At 72.1% G+C, this 16,738-nt stretch carries 17 protein-coding genes; 8 read left to right on the forward strand and 9 right to left on the reverse strand.

The window, feature by feature from the left end:
- Nucleotides 1–12 precede the first annotated feature (12 nt).
- Genes efeB through ACFYO2_RS02765 form a run of 3 tightly spaced genes read left to right on the forward strand, consistent with a single transcriptional unit; the run spans nucleotide 13 to nucleotide 3,112 of the window.
- Nucleotides 13–1,275, forward strand: a complete 1,263-nt coding sequence (gene efeB, locus ACFYO2_RS02755; RefSeq protein WP_388343032.1) for an iron uptake transporter deferrochelatase/peroxidase subunit — start codon at nucleotides 13–15, stop codon at nucleotides 1,273–1,275.
- Between the two features lie 3 nt (nucleotides 1,276–1,278).
- Entirely contained in the window at nucleotides 1,279–2,151 is an 873-nt protein-coding gene (gene efeU, locus ACFYO2_RS02760) for an iron uptake transporter permease EfeU (protein ID WP_388343035.1), read from the forward strand.
- Nucleotides 2,111–3,112 (forward strand): hypothetical protein, encoded by a 1,002-nt coding sequence (locus ACFYO2_RS02765; RefSeq protein WP_388343036.1) that lies wholly within the window; start codon nucleotides 2,111–2,113, stop codon nucleotides 3,110–3,112. Before efeU ends, ACFYO2_RS02765 begins: the two co-directional genes overlap by 41 nt.
- Nucleotides 3,113–3,134: 22 nt before the next feature.
- Here ACFYO2_RS02765 and ACFYO2_RS02770 read toward each other — a convergent pair whose 3' ends face one another.
- Nucleotides 3,135–3,866, reverse strand: a complete 732-nt coding sequence (locus ACFYO2_RS02770) for a bifunctional DNA primase/polymerase (RefSeq protein ID WP_388343038.1) — start codon at nucleotides 3,864–3,866, stop codon at nucleotides 3,135–3,137.
- 170 nt (nucleotides 3,867–4,036) lie between these two features.
- Here ACFYO2_RS02770 and ACFYO2_RS02775 point away from each other — a divergent pair, with 170 nt between their 5' ends.
- Nucleotides 4,037–4,903, forward strand: coding sequence for a glycerophosphodiester phosphodiesterase (locus ACFYO2_RS02775; RefSeq protein ID WP_388343040.1), 867 nt, complete (start codon nucleotides 4,037–4,039; stop codon nucleotides 4,901–4,903).
- Here ACFYO2_RS02775 and ACFYO2_RS02780 read toward each other — a convergent pair.
- The 4 genes from ACFYO2_RS02780 to ACFYO2_RS02795 all read right to left on the reverse strand — a co-directional run bounded on the left by ACFYO2_RS02780 (nucleotide 4,873) and on the right by ACFYO2_RS02795 (nucleotide 9,249).
- Nucleotides 4,873–5,490 (reverse strand): TetR/AcrR family transcriptional regulator, encoded by a 618-nt coding sequence (locus ACFYO2_RS02780; RefSeq protein WP_388343042.1) that lies wholly within the window; start codon nucleotides 5,488–5,490, stop codon nucleotides 4,873–4,875. The two genes, ACFYO2_RS02775 and ACFYO2_RS02780, sit on opposite strands and share 31 nt — an antisense overlap.
- A gap of 212 nt (nucleotides 5,491–5,702) precedes the next feature.
- Complete coding sequence (locus ACFYO2_RS02785) at nucleotides 5,703–6,683, reverse strand: small ribosomal subunit Rsm22 family protein (RefSeq protein ID WP_388343043.1); 981 nt, start codon at nucleotides 6,681–6,683, stop codon at nucleotides 5,703–5,705.
- A 140-nt stretch (nucleotides 6,684–6,823) separates the two neighbouring features.
- A complete protein-coding gene (locus ACFYO2_RS02790) occupies nucleotides 6,824–8,002 on the reverse strand; it encodes a serine hydrolase domain-containing protein (RefSeq protein WP_388343046.1) in 1,179 nt (392 codons plus the stop codon).
- Nucleotides 7,951–9,249, reverse strand: coding sequence for a multidrug effflux MFS transporter (locus ACFYO2_RS02795; protein WP_388343049.1), 1,299 nt, complete (start codon nucleotides 9,247–9,249; stop codon nucleotides 7,951–7,953). The genes ACFYO2_RS02790 and ACFYO2_RS02795 overlap by 52 nt, the downstream gene beginning before the upstream one ends.
- Nucleotides 9,250–9,336: 87 nt before the next feature.
- Between ACFYO2_RS02795 and ACFYO2_RS02800 the strand changes: the two genes are divergently transcribed.
- A complete protein-coding gene (locus ACFYO2_RS02800; protein WP_388343052.1) occupies nucleotides 9,337–10,362 on the forward strand; it encodes a Gfo/Idh/MocA family protein in 1,026 nt (341 codons plus the stop codon).
- Here the strand turns inward: ACFYO2_RS02800 and ACFYO2_RS02805 are convergent.
- Entirely contained in the window at nucleotides 10,349–11,989 is a 1,641-nt protein-coding gene (locus ACFYO2_RS02805; protein WP_388343055.1) for an alkaline phosphatase D family protein, read from the reverse strand. The two genes, ACFYO2_RS02800 and ACFYO2_RS02805, sit on opposite strands and share 14 nt — an antisense overlap.
- Nucleotides 11,990–12,135: 146 nt before the next feature.
- Here ACFYO2_RS02805 and ACFYO2_RS02810 point away from each other — a divergent pair, with 146 nt between their 5' ends.
- Nucleotides 12,136–12,915: an SDR family oxidoreductase gene (locus tag ACFYO2_RS02810; RefSeq protein ID WP_388343057.1), complete on the forward strand. Its 780-nt coding sequence runs from the start codon at nucleotides 12,136–12,138 to the stop codon at nucleotides 12,913–12,915.
- A 317-nt stretch (nucleotides 12,916–13,232) separates the two neighbouring features.
- Here the strand turns inward: ACFYO2_RS02810 and ACFYO2_RS02815 are convergent, their stop codons facing one another.
- On the reverse strand, nucleotides 13,233–14,213 hold the full coding sequence (locus ACFYO2_RS02815; protein ID WP_388343059.1) for an aldo/keto reductase: 981 nt from the start codon (nucleotides 14,211–14,213) through the stop codon (nucleotides 13,233–13,235).
- 54 nt (nucleotides 14,214–14,267) lie between these two features.
- Nucleotides 14,268–14,594: a nuclear transport factor 2 family protein gene (locus ACFYO2_RS02820; RefSeq protein ID WP_388343062.1), complete on the reverse strand. Its 327-nt coding sequence runs from the start codon at nucleotides 14,592–14,594 to the stop codon at nucleotides 14,268–14,270.
- A 128-nt stretch (nucleotides 14,595–14,722) separates the two neighbouring features.
- On the opposite strand from ACFYO2_RS02820, the gene ACFYO2_RS02825 reads away from it, so the two are divergent.
- Nucleotides 14,723–15,280 carry a DoxX family protein gene (locus ACFYO2_RS02825; RefSeq protein WP_388343065.1) on the forward strand — a complete coding sequence of 186 codons (558 nt, stop codon included), beginning with the start codon at nucleotides 14,723–14,725 and terminating at the stop codon, nucleotides 15,278–15,280.
- A gap of 218 nt (nucleotides 15,281–15,498) precedes the next feature.
- Entirely contained in the window at nucleotides 15,499–15,852 is a 354-nt protein-coding gene (locus ACFYO2_RS02830; protein ID WP_388343963.1) for a MazG-like family protein, read from the forward strand.
- 198 nt (nucleotides 15,853–16,050) lie between these two features.
- On the opposite strand, the gene ACFYO2_RS02835 is transcribed toward ACFYO2_RS02830, so the two are convergent.
- Entirely contained in the window at nucleotides 16,051–16,707 is a 657-nt protein-coding gene (locus tag ACFYO2_RS02835) for a DUF305 domain-containing protein (RefSeq protein WP_388343068.1), read from the reverse strand.
- Nucleotides 16,708–16,738: the final 31 nt, after the last annotated feature.

Raw genomic sequence — 16,738 nt, forward strand, 5'->3', positions numbered from 1 at the left:
GGGGAGACGGTCATGACGGACAACTCCGCGGAAGCCACCACTCCCTCCCGGCGCGCGCTGATCGGCTGGGGCGGTGCCGGGCTCGCGCTCGGTGCCGTCGCGGCCGGCGGCACGGTCGCGATGACCGGCGCCGGCGACTTCGCCGACGACGCCGACCCGGCCGGCGCCTCGATGGGCGCCGCGATCGCCTTCCACGGCACCCATCAGGCGGGCATCTCGACACCCGTGCAGGACCGGCTGCACTTCGCCGCGTTCGACGTGACCACCGACGACCGAGCCGCCTTCGTGCAGATGCTGAAGGACTGGACCGCGGCCGCGCGGAGGATGACCGCCGGGCACGTGGTCGGCGAGGGCGCGTATGGCGGTCTCGCCGAGGCTCCGCCGGACGACACCGGCGAGGCGCTGGGGCTGAAGCCGTCGCGGCTGACGCTGACGATCGGGTTCGGGCCGTCGCTGTTCGAGAAGTTCGGGCTCAAGGACAAGCGCCCTGAAGCCCTGATCGACCTGCCCAAGTTCGCCGGCGACAACCTCGACAAGAACCGCAGCGGCGGCGACCTGTGCATCCAGGCCTGCGCGGACGACCCCCAGGTCGCCGTGCACGCGATCCGCAACCTGGCCCGCATCGGCTTCGGCAAGGTCGTCATCCGCTGGTCGCAGCTCGGCTTCGGCAAGACCTCGTCCACGACACCCGAGGCACAGACCCCGCGCAACCTGATGGGCTTCAAGGACGGCACCCGCAACATCGCAGGCACGGAGGCCGACCGCCTGAAGAAGTTCGTCTGGGTGGACCCGAAGGACGGCCCCGACTGGATGGCCGGCGGCTCCTACCTCGTCGCCCGCCGCATCCGGATGCACATCGAGACCTGGGACCGCACCTCGCTGCAGGAGCAGGAGGACATCTTCGGCCGCGACAAGGGCGAGGGCGCCCCGGTCGGCAAGGCCAAGGAACGCGACAAGCCTTTCCTGAAGGCGATGAAGCCCGACGCGCACGTGCGGCTCGCGCACCCCGACTCCAACCACGGGGCAACCCTCCTGCGCCGCGGCTACTCCTTCACCGACGGCACGGACGGCCTCGGCCGCCTCGACGCCGGCCTGTTCTTCCTGGCCTACCAGCGGGACGTCCGCAAGGGCTTCGTCCAGGTCCAGCGCAACCTGGCCACGGACGCGCTCAACGAGTACATCCAGCACGTGGGTTCCGCGGTGTTCGCGGTCCCGCCCGGCGTCCGCGGCAAGGACGACTGGTGGGGCAGCACACTGCTGACCGAGGAGGCCTGAGCCGTGTTCTCCAACTACCTGATCGGCCTGCGCGAGGGGCTGGAGGCCAGCCTCGTCGTCTGCATCCTCATCGCCTACCTGGTCAAGACGGACCGCCGGGACGCGCTGAAGCCCATCTGGATCGGCATCGGCGTCGCGATCGCCCTCGCGCTCGGGTTCGGCTGCGCCCTCGAGTTCGGCTCCCAGGAGCTGACGTTCGAGGCGCAGGAGGCGCTCGGCGGCTCCCTGTCGATCCTCGCGGTGGGCCTGGTGACGTGGATGGTGTTCTGGATGCGGCGCACCGCCCGGCACCTCAAGTCCGAGCTGCACGGCAAGCTGGACGCCGCCCTCCAGATGGGCACCGGCGCCCTGGTCGCCACCGCCTTCCTCGCCGTGGGCCGGGAGGGCCTGGAAACCGCCCTGTTCGTATGGGCGTCGGTGCACGCGGCGAGCGACGGCACCCCGCGCCCGCTGGTCGGCGTCGGCCTGGGCATCGCGACGGCGGTGTTCCTCGGCTGGCTGTTCTACCGGGGCGCGGTGCGCATCAACCTCGCCAAGTTCTTCACCTGGACCGGCGGCATGCTGGTCGTGGTGGCGGCGGGCGTGCTGGCGTACGGCTTCCACGACCTCCAGGAGGCCGACTGGCTGCCGGGGCTGACCGACAAGGCCTTCGACATCACCGGGACCATCCCCCCGGACAGTTGGTACGGCACTCTCCTCAAGGGCGTCTTCAACTTCCAGCCCGATCCGACGGTCCTTCAGGTCACGGTGTGGCTGCTGTACTTGATCCCGACGCTCGCGCTTTTCCTCGCCCCGGTAGGGTTCGCCTCCGGGAAGGGGAAGGTGAAGGAACCTGATGAGCAGGGATCGCGGCCCTCGAAGGCTCCGCAGTCTTGACCGGAGCGCACGGATAGCAACCTCGGTGACCGCTTTGTCGCTGACGGCGAGCGGATGCATGGTGGTGCACGGGGAGCGGGAGGTGCTGCCCGCGGCGACGCGGGCGGAGGCCGCCAAGGCTCTCCAGCAGTTCACGAACGCGTACAACAAGGCCGACAAGGAGTACGACAGTTCCCTGGACGCCGACTTCGTCACCGGTGCCCTGGAGGACATCGACCGGGCCCGGCTGAAGGCGGGCGCCGCGAACAACCCGGACGGCAATCCGGCGCACACCCCGCTGAAGCTGACGGACGCGAAGTACACGATCCCGAAGAAGGCGGGCTGGCCGCGCTGGTTCGTCGCGGACGCGGCCGGCAACAAGGGCGGCACCCTGCGCTGGCTGCTCGTGTTCACGCGGGGCGGCCTCGCCGAGCCGTGGGAGGTGGCGTACCTGACGCTGGTCCCGCCGGGGAAGGTGCCGGAGTTCAAGAAGGACGCGGACGGCTTCGCCGAGCCCGTGCCGGTGAACTCGACCGAACTGGCCGTCGCGCCGGGCGACTTGAGCAAGAGCTACGCGTCGTACCTCAAGGCGGGCGGGGAGACCTTCGCCGACGGCGTGAACACCGACCAGTGGCGTGCGGCGCGCGAGGAGAACGAGCGCAGGCCCGGCATGGTCACGCAGTACATCGACGAGCCCCTGACGAGCGGCGACTACGCGCCGCTGGCGCTGCGCACGGCGGACGGCGGGGCGCTGGTGTTCTTCACCACCCACCACTACGAGAAGCGGACGGCCGCGCCGGGCACGTCGGTCCCGGCGCCCAACAAGGACGTCCTCGCCCTGACCACCGGTGAGATCAAGCAGTCGCTCACCATGCAGTTCGTCTCCAACGAGGTGGCCCTGGACCCGGCGAAGGGGTCGGGCGACCAGGCGGTGGCGGTGCTGAGCCGGATCCAGGGGATGACGTCGGCGCAGGGCGAGTAGGCGGCGGACGCGACGGGCCCGGTCAGCGGCGCGAGGGCCAGCCCGAGGTCGCGTGGTCGGGTTCGCCGACGTAGCGGGCGCAGGCGTCGGTGAGCACTTCCAGGAGGGTCAGCGGGTCGGGCAGCGGATGTTCGAGGCCGCGGACCCAGTGCACCGGCTGGTCGTCACCGGGGAGCCGGGAGGGCGGCACGAGGACGTAGGAACCGCGGCAGTGCCAGCGCAGGCCCGGGTGCTCGTCCATCGTCTCGGGGTGGCAGTCCAGCTGGCACGGCCACCACTCGTCCTCCTCCTCGGGGGTGCCGCGGGTGAGGGTGAAGAACAGCAGGCGGCCGTCGCCGCTCTCGGCGACCGGGCCGACCTCGATGCCGGAGGCGAGCAGCCGGTCCAGCGCTTCCCGGCCCACCTCCAGCGGCACGTCCAGGACGTCGTGCACCATGCCGGTCGCGGTGATGAAGTTGGCCTGCGGCTGGTGCCGGGCCCAGCGCTCGATCTGCCCGCGGTCGGTCGTCGACTGGGTCTGCCAGGCGAACGACACGGGGTGCCGGGCCGGGGTGGGACAGCCGACGCGGTCGCAGGAACAGCCGTAGCCGGGCGCGGGATACGCGGCGGGCGCCAGCGGCAGCCCCGCTCCGGCGGCGGCGAGCAGCAGGGCCTCACGACCGTCGTCGCCGACGGCCTCCTTCGGGCGGCGACCACGCAGCCACTGGGAGATTTTGCCCTGCCGACCGGTGCGACCGCCGAACTCCGCGCTCATCTATCCCCTCGCCTCGCTGTTGTGCGGAACAGCATGCCCCATGGTCCCACTTTCCCGAGCTCCGGGGGGGCGGAGCCGACAACAGGGATGGGTGGGGCGAGGGAGGCCTGTCACATGGATCGAGTGTCATTGCGCGCTTTGTCGCGATTTACCCCCCTACCGTGGTCGCCATGGTCACATGGATCGCGTTGACCGGTCTGGCCTCGGCGGCCTCCGTGGTCTCGCTGACTCTCACGGGGCCGACGAACCCGCTGGAGTGGGGTGCCGGGCCGCTGACCGTGGGCTCCTTGCCCCACGTGACGTACGTCGCCCATCGCGGCGGTGCCCGCGAGGTGCCCGAGAACAGCATGTCGGGGCTGATGGCGGCCTATCGGCGCGGCACGGCGCAGGTGCTGGACGCCGACACGCGGATGTTGCGCGACGGCACGCTCGTCGTGCTGCACGATCCGACCCTGAACCGGACGACGTTCCTCGGCGGTGAGGTGCGCGGGCTGGACGTGCGGGAATGGCAGGGGGTACGGCTGCGGCCGCGGGCCTCGCTGCCCGGGAGCTGGCGGTCGGAGCGGCCGCCGACGGTGGCGGAGGTCCTGGACCGCTTCGGCGGGCGGATCGTGCTGATGCTGGAGGCGAAGGACCCGCGCAGCGTGAGCCCGCTGGCCGGGATGATCCGCGCCCGGGGCCTGACCCGCTCGGTCTTCGTCAACTCCAACGACCCGGAGGTGGCACGGCGGGTCCATCGTCTGGGCCTGCTCGCCCAGCTGTGGCGCTCGGCGGCGCAACTGCGCCGGGACCGACCCGAGCGCTGGCGGTCCTACGTCGATCTGCTCGACGTCGACCACCGGGCGCGGGACGCCGACCTGCTGCGGGCGGTGCGCTCCGGCATCCCGCGTGTGTGGGCGCACACCGTCGTCACTCCCGCCGAGCGGGACCGGGCGCTGGCGCTGGGCTGCGACGGGATCATCACGGACGCGCCGGGGCGGCTGGCACGGCGGGCCGCCGGGCGAGCTCATCTGGGCGCGAGTCCGTGGAGGGCGTAGTCGACGAGGGTGTCGGTGTACTCGTAGGAGATCGGACCGGTGTACTGCAGCCAGCGCTGGGCGAGCGGGGAGACCCAGAGTTCGAGGGCGATACGGGGGTCGATGTCCTCGCGGACCTGGCCCGCCTCCTGCGCGGCGCGCACCCGGTCGACGTACAGCTGGAGCGAGGGTTCGAGGAGCTTGGTCATGAAGGTCCGGCCGACGTCCTCGTTGACCACGCCCTCGGCGGCCAGGGCCCTGGACGGGGCCTCGAAACGGGGGTCCTTGAGCTGGTCGACGGTGAGCCGCAGTACGGCCTTGAGGTCGGCGGCGAGGTCGCCGGTGTCCGGGATGACGTACGCGTCCTGCGCGCCCGCCTCCCGTGACGCCTGGTCGCTCAGATCGAGGAACGCCTCCAGCAGGACCTCCGCCTTCGAGGACCACCATCGGTAGATCGTCTGCTTGCCGACGCCGGCGCGGGCGGCGATGCCCTCGATGGTGGTCTTGGGGTAGCCGACCTCGGCGACGAGCGCGAGGGCGGCGTCGTAGATCGCGCGGCGGGACTTCTCGCTGCGGCGGGTGGTGTCGGGGGCGGGCTGCTTGACCATGGGTCGACGGTAGCAGCCAGGTGAGACGGCGCGTCTCGCGGCCTCTTTCGCCTGGGGCTCCGCCCCCAAACCCCCGCTCTTCAAACGCCGGAGGGGCTGATTTCAGCCCGTCCGGCGTTTGAGGACGAGCGCGAAGCGCGACAGGGGGGCCTGGGGGCGCAGCCCCCAGGGACGGGACGGGAAGGGGCGGCGGGGGCGAGGAAAGGTCGGCGTCACGGGGGCCAGGGGTCGCCCCAGTTCGCGTCGCGGGCCGACTTGTAGAGGTCGCCGTGGCGTTTGGTGATCGTGCGGCGGGTCAGGCGCTCGTCGGGCTCGCAGAGGTCGAGAAGCACCTGCCCCTTCCGGATCTGGGGTCGCCGGACGACGCGGGAGGATGCCGGCGCGACGGGGAAGCGCGCGGCCGCGACGTAGGCGAACTTCTCGTCCTCGTAGGCCAGGGACCCGCCCTTGACCTGGCGATGGAGGGAGGAGCGGCTGACCCGCGCCGAGAAGTGGCACCAGTCCTCGCCCGGGACGATGGGACAGCCGGCGCTGTGCGGACAGGGCGCGGCGACCTGGAAGCCGCCGGCGATCAGACGGTCGCGGGCCTCGATGACGCGGGCGTAGCCGTCGGGGGTGCCGGCTTCGACGATCACGACGGCCTGCGCGGCGGTCGCGGCGGCGTCGACGAGGGCGGCCCGGTCGGGGGCGGTGAGCTCGTTGAGGACGTAGGACACGGTGACCAGGTCGGTGGCGTCGAGGGTGAGCGCCGGGCCGATCCGGGCGCGCCGCCAGTTCGCGGTGCGCAACGCGGGGTTGGCGACGGCGACTTCGCGGCCGAGGGCGAGGGCGGGTTCGGCCCAGTCGAGGACGGTGACGGGGCGCTCGCCGGGCCAGGTCGAGGTGACGGCCCAGGTCGCGGCACCGGTGCCGCCGCCGACGTCGATGTGGCTGCCGGGTGCCCAGTCCGGTACGGCCTCGGCGAACGCCTCCAGCGCGGAGTGCACCGCCTCGAAGGTCGCGGGCATCCGGTAGGCGGCGTACGCGACCACGTCGGCGCGGTCCCGGAGGATCGGGGCGTCGGTGGGGGTGGCTCCCCGGTAGCTGGCGATCAGGCGGTCGACCGCCTGCGCGGCCTGACGGGGCGGGAGGCCGTCGAGCAGGGCGGCGAGGGCTGCGCGGAGGGCGTCCGCCGGAGATGCGGGGTCGTTCACCAGGCGAGTCTACGAGTGCTGGGCGCCGGCGCGGACCTCGCTGGGGGCTCCGCCCCCCGACCCCCGGGCCTACGCCCACCCACCACCCGTCTCGGTCGGTCGAGAGGTGGGCCTCCCGGGGTCTGCGCCCCCAGATCCCGCTACGTGCCCCGCACCGCCCGCGCCACCCACGTCGCCGCCCGCGCCCGCGGTCTGCTGTCCGGCACGCGTCGTCGGGGATGGACCGTGTTGGCCAGCAGGACCACGAACGTGTCCGTCGCCCGGTCCAGCACCAGGGAGGTTCCCGTGAAGCCCGTGTGGCCCGCCGCTCCCCGCCCCGCCAGCTCGCCCATGAACCACGGCTGGTCGAGGGCGAAGCCCAGCCCGGGCGGGGTCAGCATCAGTTCCACGAAGTCCGGGCCGAGGATGCGGGCCGGTCCGTACGCGCCGCCCACCAGCAACGTACGGCAGAAGACCGCGAGGTCCCGGCCGGTGGAGAACAGACCCGCGTGGCCGGCCACGCCGCCCAGGGCCCAGGCGTTCTCGTCGTGGACCACGCCCCACAGCATCCCGCGGTCGGCCTTGGCCCACGGCCGGCGCTGGTCCTCCGTGGCCGCCGCGCCGGGGCAGGGGCCGAAGCAGGTGGAGGTCATGCCGAGGGGGCGGGTGATGCCGTCGTGGACGAGGACGTCGAGGGTACGGCCGGTGACGCGTTCCAGGACGTGCTGGAGGAGGAGAAGGTTCAGGTCCGAGTAGGTGTAGGTGCCGGGCACCCCCACCGGCAGCTCCGCCCGCAGCATCGCCAGGCGTTCCGCGTCGTCGGCGCAGTCGTGGAGGGGGAGTTCGGGGCGCAGGCCGGAGGTGTGGGTGAGCAGCTCTCGTACGGTGATGCCGTGCTCGGCGGCCGCCCGGAAGTCGGGGAGGTACGCGCCGACGCGCGCGTCGATGCCGAGTGTGCCGCGTTCGATCTGCTGCACGGCGGCGACCGAGGTGAACAGCTTGGTGAGGGAGGCCAGGTCGAAGGGGGTGTCGACGGTCATCGGGACGCGGGACCCGGGCGGCAGTTCCACGCCCGCGTCCGCCTCGGGGTCGTAGGACGCGTATCGGACGGCCCAGCCGGCCGCCTCCTCGACGGCGATCACCGGGCCGCGCCCGGCGACCACGACGGCGCCCGCCGCCCAGGGGCGCTCGCCCGCGGTGAGGTCGTGGACCTGCCGGGCCAGGTGTCGGAGTTCGTCGGGGTCGAGCCCGGCCCGCTCCGGGGTGTCGCCGCGCAGTCTCGGTGCGCTCAGTTCTCCTCCCCCACTGTCGGCTTCGCACGTCCGTTCCGAGGACGGCACATTCCCACGAAACAGGCCAGTGCCACCACCGCGGCGGCCAGTTGGACGACGGCCATGGGGACGGCGGTGCGCTCACCGGCTACGCCGACGAGCGGGGAGGCGATCGCTCCGATGAGGAAGGAGGACGTGCCGAGCAGGGCGGACGCGGAGCCGGCGGCGTGCTTGGTGCGCATGAGGGCGAGCGCCTGGGCGTTGGGCAGGGTGACGCCCATCGCCGACATCAGGACGAACAGGGCGGCGGCCACGGGGGCGAGACCGACCTCGCCGAACGCGCCCAGCGCCATCAGGAGCAGGGCGGTCGCCGCGAGGATCACGATCCCGAGGCCCACCGCCAGTACCCGGTCGAGGCTCACCCGCCCGACCAGCACCTTGCCGTTGATCTGGCCGACGATCACCAGGCCGACGGAGTTGAGCCCGAACAGCATGCTGAAGGTCTGCGGGGAGGCGCCGTAGATCTCCTGGATGACGAACGGCGAGGCGGAGATGTAGGCGAAGAGGGCCGCGAAGGAGAAGCCGCCCGTGAGCATGTAGCCGGAGAAGGCGCCGTCGGCGAGCAGCCTCCGCATCGCGCGCAGTGCCTCGCCGACGCCCCCGGAGTGGCGTTCGGCGGGGGCGAGGGTCTCGGGGAGCTTCGCCCACACCACCCCGGCCAGCAGCGCGCCGACGACTGTCAGCACCACGAACACGCCCCGCCAGTCCGTCACCCGCAGGATCTGCCCGCCGATGAGCGGCGCGATGATCGGGGCGACGCCGGAGATCAGCATGAGGGTGGAGAAGAAGCGGGCCATGGCCATGCCGTCGTGGAGGTCGCGTACGACGGCCCGCGCGATCACTATCCCGGCCGCGCCCGCGAGTCCCTGCGCCAGCCGGAAGGCGACCAGGAGCTCGACGGTGGGCGCGAGCGCGCACAGTGCGGTGGCGACGACGTACACCGCGAGGCCGACGAGCAGGGGGCGCCTGCGGCCCCACCGGTCGCTCATCGGGCCGACGACCAGCTGCCCGAGTGCCATGCCGAGGAGGCAGGCGGTGAGGGTGAGCTGGACGGTCGCGGCGGGCGCGTGCAGGGCGTCGGTGACCTCCGGGAGGGCGGGGAGGTACATGTCCATCGCCAGCGGGGGCGTGGCGGTGAGGCCGCCGAGGATGAGCGTGACCAGCAGGCCGGTGCGGCGCAGCGCGCGGGCGGCCGGTTCCTTCGTCGGTACGGCCGCCCGTGACACGTCCGGTGTCGTTGCCCCGTGCTCGGGCATGTGCCCCTCCCTCTCCGAGTGATCCGGCACCTATGCTCTCAGCTCGTACAGAGTGCCGAGGGTCACGTGAACGAGGGTGGGGCCGGGATGGCGACGGAGCAGAGGGTGCGCTGGGGGATTCTGGCGACGGGCGGGATCGCGGCGGCGTTCACCGCGGACCTGGTGGATCTGCCGGACGCGGAGGTCGTGGCGGTGGCCTCGCGGACCGAGGAGTCGGCGAAGGCGTTCGCGGAGCGGTTCGGGATCCCCCGGGCGTACGGCGGCTGGGACGCGCTCGCCCAGGACGGGGACATCGATGTCGTGTACGTCGCCACCCCGCACTCGGCACACCGGGCGGCCGCCGGGCTGTGCCTTACGGCCGGGCGGAACGTGCTGTGCGAGAAGGCGTTCACGCTGAACGCGCGCGAGGCCGAGGAGCTGGTCGCGCTGGCGAAGGAACGCGGGAGCTTCCTGATGGAGGCCATGTGGATGTACTGCAACCCGCTGATCCGCCGCCTCGCCGACCTGGTGCGGGACGGCGCGATCGGCGAAGTGCGCAGTGTGCACGCCGACTTCGGGCTGGCCGGTCCCTTCCCGCCCACCCACCGGCTGCGTGACCCTGCGCAGGGCGGCGGCGCGCTGCTCGACCTCGGCGTCTACCCGGTGTCGTTCGCCCACCTGCTGCTCGGGGAGCCGTCGGACATCGCGGCGCGCGCCACGTTGTCCGCCGAGGGCGTCGACCTCCAGACGGGCGCCCTGCTCTCCTGGGACAGCGGCGCGCTCGCCTCGGTGCACTGCTCCCTCATCGGCGGTACGGCCACCACCGCGTCCGTCACCGGCTCGCTGGGCCGCATCGACATCCCGTACGGCTTCTTCCACACCGACCGCTTCGTGCTGCACCGCGACGGCCACGACCCCGAGGAGTTCGCGGCCGACCCTGCGGACGGTTCCCGCGGCAGCCTCCGGCACGAGGCCCTCGAGGTCATGCGCGCCCTGCGGGCCGGCGAGAGCGAGTCCCCGCTCGTCCCGCTCGACGGCACCCTGGCCGTGATGCGGACGCTCGACGCGATACGGGAGCGCGTCGGCGTCCGCTATCCGGGAGAGGACCTCGCGGCCGGGCTCACGCCGGCGTGAGCCCCTGGTTCCCTACCTCGGTCACGAAGGACGCGGCCGTCGCGATCGGCGCCCCGGGCGTGGTCACGTACGGCACGCTCCTGAAGTCGGCCCGCGCCTGCTCGCGGCCCAGCTCGACGGTCACGTAGCCGCGCAGCCCGTTGTAGAACCTCATGTGCGGGTTGGCCCGGGTGTACGTGTCCCAGGTGGTGGGCCTGTCGGCGCCGTCCCGGCCGCTGGAGATCGACGATCCGACGATCTCCGTGCCGAGGGTGCGGGAGGACGGGTCGTCGAAGTCGTCCTTGATGTCGTAGGCGTAGGCGACGTGCACGTCCCCGGTGAGGACCATCAGGTTGTCGAGCCCGGCCGCCTTGGCCCCGTCGAGGATCCGGCGGCGGGAGGCCCGGTAGCCGTCCCAGGCGTCCATCGACAGCCGTGCCGGGTCCGTGAGGTCGAGCTTGCGCTGCGAGAAGTTCACCTGCTGCGGTACGACGTTCCACAGGGCCCGTGAGTCGCGCCAGCCGTCGAGCAGCCACCGCTCCTGGGTCTCGCCGGTCATCGTGCGCGACGGGTCGTCGATCTCGGGGCCGGGCAGGTCGAGGCCGTCGCCGTAGGCCTGGTCGGAGCGGTACTGGCGGGTGTCGAGGACGTCGAACTGGGCGAGCCGGCCCCAGTGCAGGCGTCGGTAGAGCCGCATGTCCGGCCCGGTGGGCCGCTGCGGGCTGCGCAGCGGCTGGTTCTCCCAGTAGGCGCGGTAGGCGGCGGCGCGGCGCAGCAGGAACTCCTCCGGCGGGACGCTGTTCTCCGGGATGTCGTCGGCGTAGTTGTTCTCGGTCTCGTGGTCGTCCCAGGTGACGACGAAGGGGTGCGCGGCGTGCACGGCCATCAGGTCCGGGTCGGACTTGTAGAGGGCGTAGCGCAGGCGGTAGTCCTCCAGGGTGACCGTCTCGCGGTTGAACACCGCGGGGAGGGTGCGGTCGGTGTAGTTGCGGTAGCCGCCCACCGAGTTGACCGCGTACTCGTAGAGGTAGTCCCCGAGGTGGAAGACCACGTCGACGTCCTCGGCGGCGAGATGGCCGTACGGGGTGAAGTAGCCGTCGGTGTACGCCTGGCAGGAGACCGCGGCGAAGGTGAGGGCCGAGGTGCGGCTGCCGCTGGCCGGTGTGGTGCGGGTGCGGCCGGTGGGGCTGATCCAACTGCCCGCGCGGAAGCGGTAGTAGAAGACGCGGTCGGAGTCGAGATGGCCGACCTCGGCGTGGACCGTGTGGTGGAACTCGGGGTGCGCCACGGCCGTGCCACGTCTGGCGATCCGGCGGAACCGCTCGTCGTGCGCCAACTCCCACTGAACCAGGACGCGTTCGGCCGGGAGGCCGCCGTCGGGCTGGAACGGGACAGGGGCGAGGCGGGTCCACAGGAGCACGGAGTCGGGCAACGGGTCGCCCGACGCGACACCGAGGGTGAAGGGGTTCACGGTGATCTTCGCGGCGTCGAGCTCGGCGGCGCTCGCCGTGCCGGCGGCCGGCAGGTTCACCGAGAAGGCGAGCGCCGCGGCGGCGCCGGTGACGGTCAGGAAGCGGCGGCGGCTCATGTGCCGGGCTACCGCGCGCAGTTCGGGGGCGTGTTGTGACGGGCGGGTGTCGAGTGTCATCCGGTCCTCCCCTGACTGATGGATGCAGGAGGCAATTGGAGTGGCCGGGAACGACAACCGCTTGGCACGTACACAACACCCAGATGGCGGACGGATGAGTTCCGCATGGCGGACCCCGCCCGGGCCCTCCCGTACGCTGCGGGCCCATGAATGCCATGCAAACTGCGAAAGATTCGAGGATCGCGGTGGTGACCGGCGCGGGCTCCGGCATCGGCCGCGCGGTCGCCGTGGAGCTGTTGCGCGCGGGCTGGTCGGTGGCGCTGGCGGGCCGCCGGACCAAGACGCTGGAGGGGACGGCGGCGCTGGCGCCCGAAGGCACCGGAAGCGCCTCGATCGCCGTACGCACCGATGTGTCGCGGCCGGACGAGGTGGCCGCGCTGTTCGCCGCCACCGTGGACCGCTTCGGGCGCGTCGACCTGCTGTTCAACAACGCGGGGACGTTCGGTCCTGGCGGGGTGCCCGTCGAGGAACTGCCGTACGACGCCTGGCGGCACGTGGTGGACACCAACCTCAACGGGGCGTTCCTGTGCGCGCAGGCGGCGTACCGCCAGATGAAGGAGCAGGACCCGCGGGGCGGCCGGATCATCAACAACGGGTCCATCTCGGCGCACACGCCCCGGCCGCACTCGGTCGCCTACACCGCGACCAAGCACGCGCTGACGGGTCTCACCAAATCCCTGTCCCTCGACGGGCGGCCGTACGGCATCGCTGTCGGGCAGATCGACATCGGCAACGCGGCGACCGACATGACCGAACGGATGCGGACCGGGGCGCTCCAGGCAGGCGGGGAGATCACGCCCGAACCCGTGATGGACGTCGCCGATGTCGCGCGGACCGTGCGGCACATGGCGGAGCTGCCGCTGGAGGCGAACGTGCAGTTCGCAACGGTGCTGGCGACGGCGATGCCGTACGTGGGGCGCGGCTGAGCGATCGGCTCAGGTGCTCAAGGGCTCAACCTGCACAAGCGGAATGGGACCCTCCGCCCCATTCGGGCCGATCACAGGCTTATGCTCTTCACCTCCTCCACAAGAGCTTCACAGTTGGAGGAGAGGTCTTCCGCCGACCACTCCCGAGGGGGGAGGCGGCAGCCGTTCCGCCGCACCGGGTGGGGGTGGACGCCCGCGAGAGATCGCGGGGTACGCACCGGTGCGATGGAACGGCTGCCGCATGAACGTCGGCTCCGGCGCCCATCGCCGGCCTGACCGGACAGGCCGTGCGCCTCTGATGCGCGCGGAGGGGCCGCTCAGCGCCCGAGGATCCGGTCGACCTCGGCCATCTGCCCGGCGGTGAGCGGTCCCTTCTCGATCGCGCCCGCGTTCTGTTCGGCCTGGGCGACCGAGCGGAAGCCGGGGATCGGGACGGTGCGCGGGCTGCGGGCCCACAGCCAGGCGAGGGCGCCCTGGGCGGGCGTACGGCCGTCGCTGGTGAGGATCTCCTTCAACGCGTCGACGCGGGCGACCCAGTCGGAGGCGGCACCGGAACCCTCCTCGAATCCCTGCAACCACTGCGGCGGACGGCTGCGGATGTCCCCGGCCTCCAGCGGCCCGTGCCGCTTCCCGGTCAGCAACCCCATGGCGAGCGGGCTGCGGTTGATGCTCGCCAGGTCCGACTCCTCGCACAGGGCCAGCATGTCGGACGCGTCCTGCAACACGTTGATCGCGTGCTGTACGGCCGCGCAGTGCTCCCCCTCCGCGAAGACGGCGGCGCGGGCCGGGTCGTCGGTGCTCCAGGCGTAGGCCCGGATGAGCCCGTCGCGCACGAACTCCTCGCAGGTGTCGCGCAGTTCGGCCGCGCGCTGCGGGTCGGCGTCCGAAAGGTGCAGCTGGTAGAGGTCGATGTGGTCCGTGCCGAGGCGCTTCAGGGACGCGGTCAGTGCGCGGCGGGCGTACGCCGGGGTGTCGTCGCCGCCGGTGAGTGTGCGGGTCTCCTCGTCGAAGACGTTGCCCCACTTGGTGGCGACGACCACGTCGTCCCGGCGCTTGCCCAGGGCCCGGCCGAGGACGCGTTCGCTGTGGCCGGCGCCGTAGGTGTCCGCGGTGTCGAAGAAGGTGACGCCCAGATCGAGGGCGCGCCGGACCGCCCGTACCGACTCCTCGTCGTCGACCTTGCCCCAGCCGAGCGGCTGCCCGTCGGTGTCCTGCCACTCACCGCCGATCGCCCAGCAGCCGAAGCCGAGAGCGCTGACCTCTATGCCGGTGCGGCCCAGTGTCCGTGTGGTCTCCATGCCGTAGAAGCTAGGAGTTGGAGTGCACGCGAGGGCAAGCGTTTTCTGCGCGCGTTATGCCTGACCGGTCTCGAAGCGGGAGATCCTGCCGTCGTCCTCGACCGTGAAGCTCCACCGGGTGCGCATCTCGCCCCAGGCGTCGTTGCTGTAGCGGGCGAGGAGGGTGCGGCCGCCCTGGGACTCGTTGTCGACCTCCATGTGGCCGTGGGAGGTGAAGATCTCCCGGTCGGTCCACTCGTCGAGGTCGCGCTCGGAACCGTCGTCCGCCATGGTCGCGCCGGGGGCGAGGAGATTCGTGAAGGCCTCGCGGTCATGGGCGTTGACGGCGGTGACGAAGGCGCGGACGGCCGGGTCACTCAGTCTGGCGGTCTGAATCGTCATGGCAGTCAGACTCACACCGCCGTCGGGGGCGCGCCACCCGAACGGCACCTCGGGCGGGGCCGGGGGGTGTGAGCGATGCGACGGTGGATAGGCGTGGGGCATCCCTTCTGTCTGTTCCGGGAGTCATCGTGAGCTTTTACGACCGACGTGATCTGGGCCTGCTGCTACTCCGGCTGGGGGCCGGCGGCGTGCTGGCCGCGCACGGCACACAGAAGCTGTTCGGGTGGTTCGGTGGACACGGTCTGGAGGGCACCGGCCAGTTCTTCGAGTCCGTCGGGTACGCGCCCGGGAAGCAGAGCGCCGCGGCGGCGGGGCTGGCCGAGGCCGGCGGCGGCACACTGCTGGCGCTGGGCCTGGCGACCCCGGCGGCCGGGGCGGCGGCGGCCGGGGCGATGGCGGGCGCGGCCGCGGTGCACACACCGAACGGCTTCTTCAACGCGAGCGGCGGCTACGAGTACGCCGCCTCCTTGGGCCTGACCGCGGCCAGTCTCGCCGTGACCGGGCCCGGCCGGCTCTCCCTGGACCACGCGCTCGGCCACGCGGTCAACCGGAACTGGATGATCCCGGCGGCGTTCGCGGCGACCGGGCTGGTCACGGCGCTGGTCGTGGGCGCCCGCAACCGGCGGCTGCGGAAGGCGTCGGAGGGCGAGCAGGAGGCGTTGTTCGAGGAGACGTTCGGCGAGTAGAGGCGAGAGAGGCGAGTAGAGGTTCGGGGAGACGCGTGGTGTCCCGCGACACGACCGCGTGACAGGCTTCCCGCATGACTGATCAGGCCACCTCTCCCGAGACGACCGGCACGACGGGGATCGCCGGGACGACGAGCACGACCGACACGACCGGGATCGCCGGGACGCCGGGCCCGACCGGGATCGTCGGCCCGACCGACACGACCGGCACGGCGGGGATCGACCGCACGACCGGCGCGAACCCGGACCTCTGGAGCTCCGTCGACGACCTGTGGAGCTGGCTGGAGGCGAGCGGTCCGATCGACGGCGAACGGGGGCTGCTCCTGCGCATGCTGAAGCTGTCGGAGGAGGTCGGCGAGGTCGCCCAGGCGGTGATCGGGGCGACCGGTCAGAACCCGCGCAAGGGTGTCACCCACACCTGGGAGGACGTCCAGGGCGAGCTGTGCGACGTCGTGATCACGGCCCTGGTGGCCCTGCGCACGCTCACCCCGGACACCCGCGAGGTCTTCACCCGGCATCTGACCCGGGTGACGGAACGCTCCCTGGGGCCACAACAGGCTTCCCGTAACTGACCGTCGGCAGGGCATCCGCGCCGGAAGTCGGCACGACGGCAGCCGGGGCCGGGGCCGGTTCGGGGCGGGAGCGGGAGCGGGAGCGGGAGCGGGCGAAGCGCACGACAGCGGTGGGGGGGGGGGGGGGGGGGCCCCCCCCCCCCCCGGGGGGGGCCCCGGGGGCCCCCCCCGGGCCCCCCACCGCCTCATGGCACCGCGTCAGCTCTTGCCGAGCATCTTGTTCATCTGCCCGATCTCGGCGGTCTGGGCCGTGATCACGCCGTCCGCGAGCTTCACGGCGGGGCTGTACTTGCCGTCGGCCTTCTCCGTCTTGGCCATCTCGACGGCGCCCTCGTGGTGCTGGACCATCATGTCGAGGAACATCTCGTCGAACTCGGCACCGGAGGCCTTGTCCAGCTTGCCCATGTCCTCGCTGCCCATCATGCCGGGCATGGAGGACGACATGTCGTGGTCCATGCCCGGCATGGAGGACGACATGTCCTCGGGAACCTCCTCGCCCCACGAGGTGAGCCAGCCGGACATCGTCTTGATCTCCGGGTCCTGCGCCCCCTTGATCTTCGTGGCGAGGTCCTTGACCTCCTGCGAGGAGGCACGGTCGGCGGCCAGGTCGGCCATCTCGACGGCCTGGCGGTGGTGCTGGATCATCTCCGTGGCGAAGTCGACGTCGGCGTCGTTGTGTTCGCCGGCCTCGGCCGACGCGGACGCTGACGTGGACGCGGACGCGCCGGAGCCGGACTCCATGGAGCCCATGTCGTGACCGCCGTCATCACCCCCACAGGCGGCGAGCACGAGAGCGGCCACTCCCGTGGTGGCGGCGAGGGCGGTACGGCGGACGAACGTGCGGCGTGCGGTCATGCTGGAACTCCTGGGATGGATCCGAAAAGGG

The sequence above is a fragment of the Streptomyces sp. NPDC006602 genome (genome assembly GCF_042870385.1).
GTDB lineage: Bacteria > Actinomycetota > Actinomycetes > Streptomycetales > Streptomycetaceae > Streptomyces.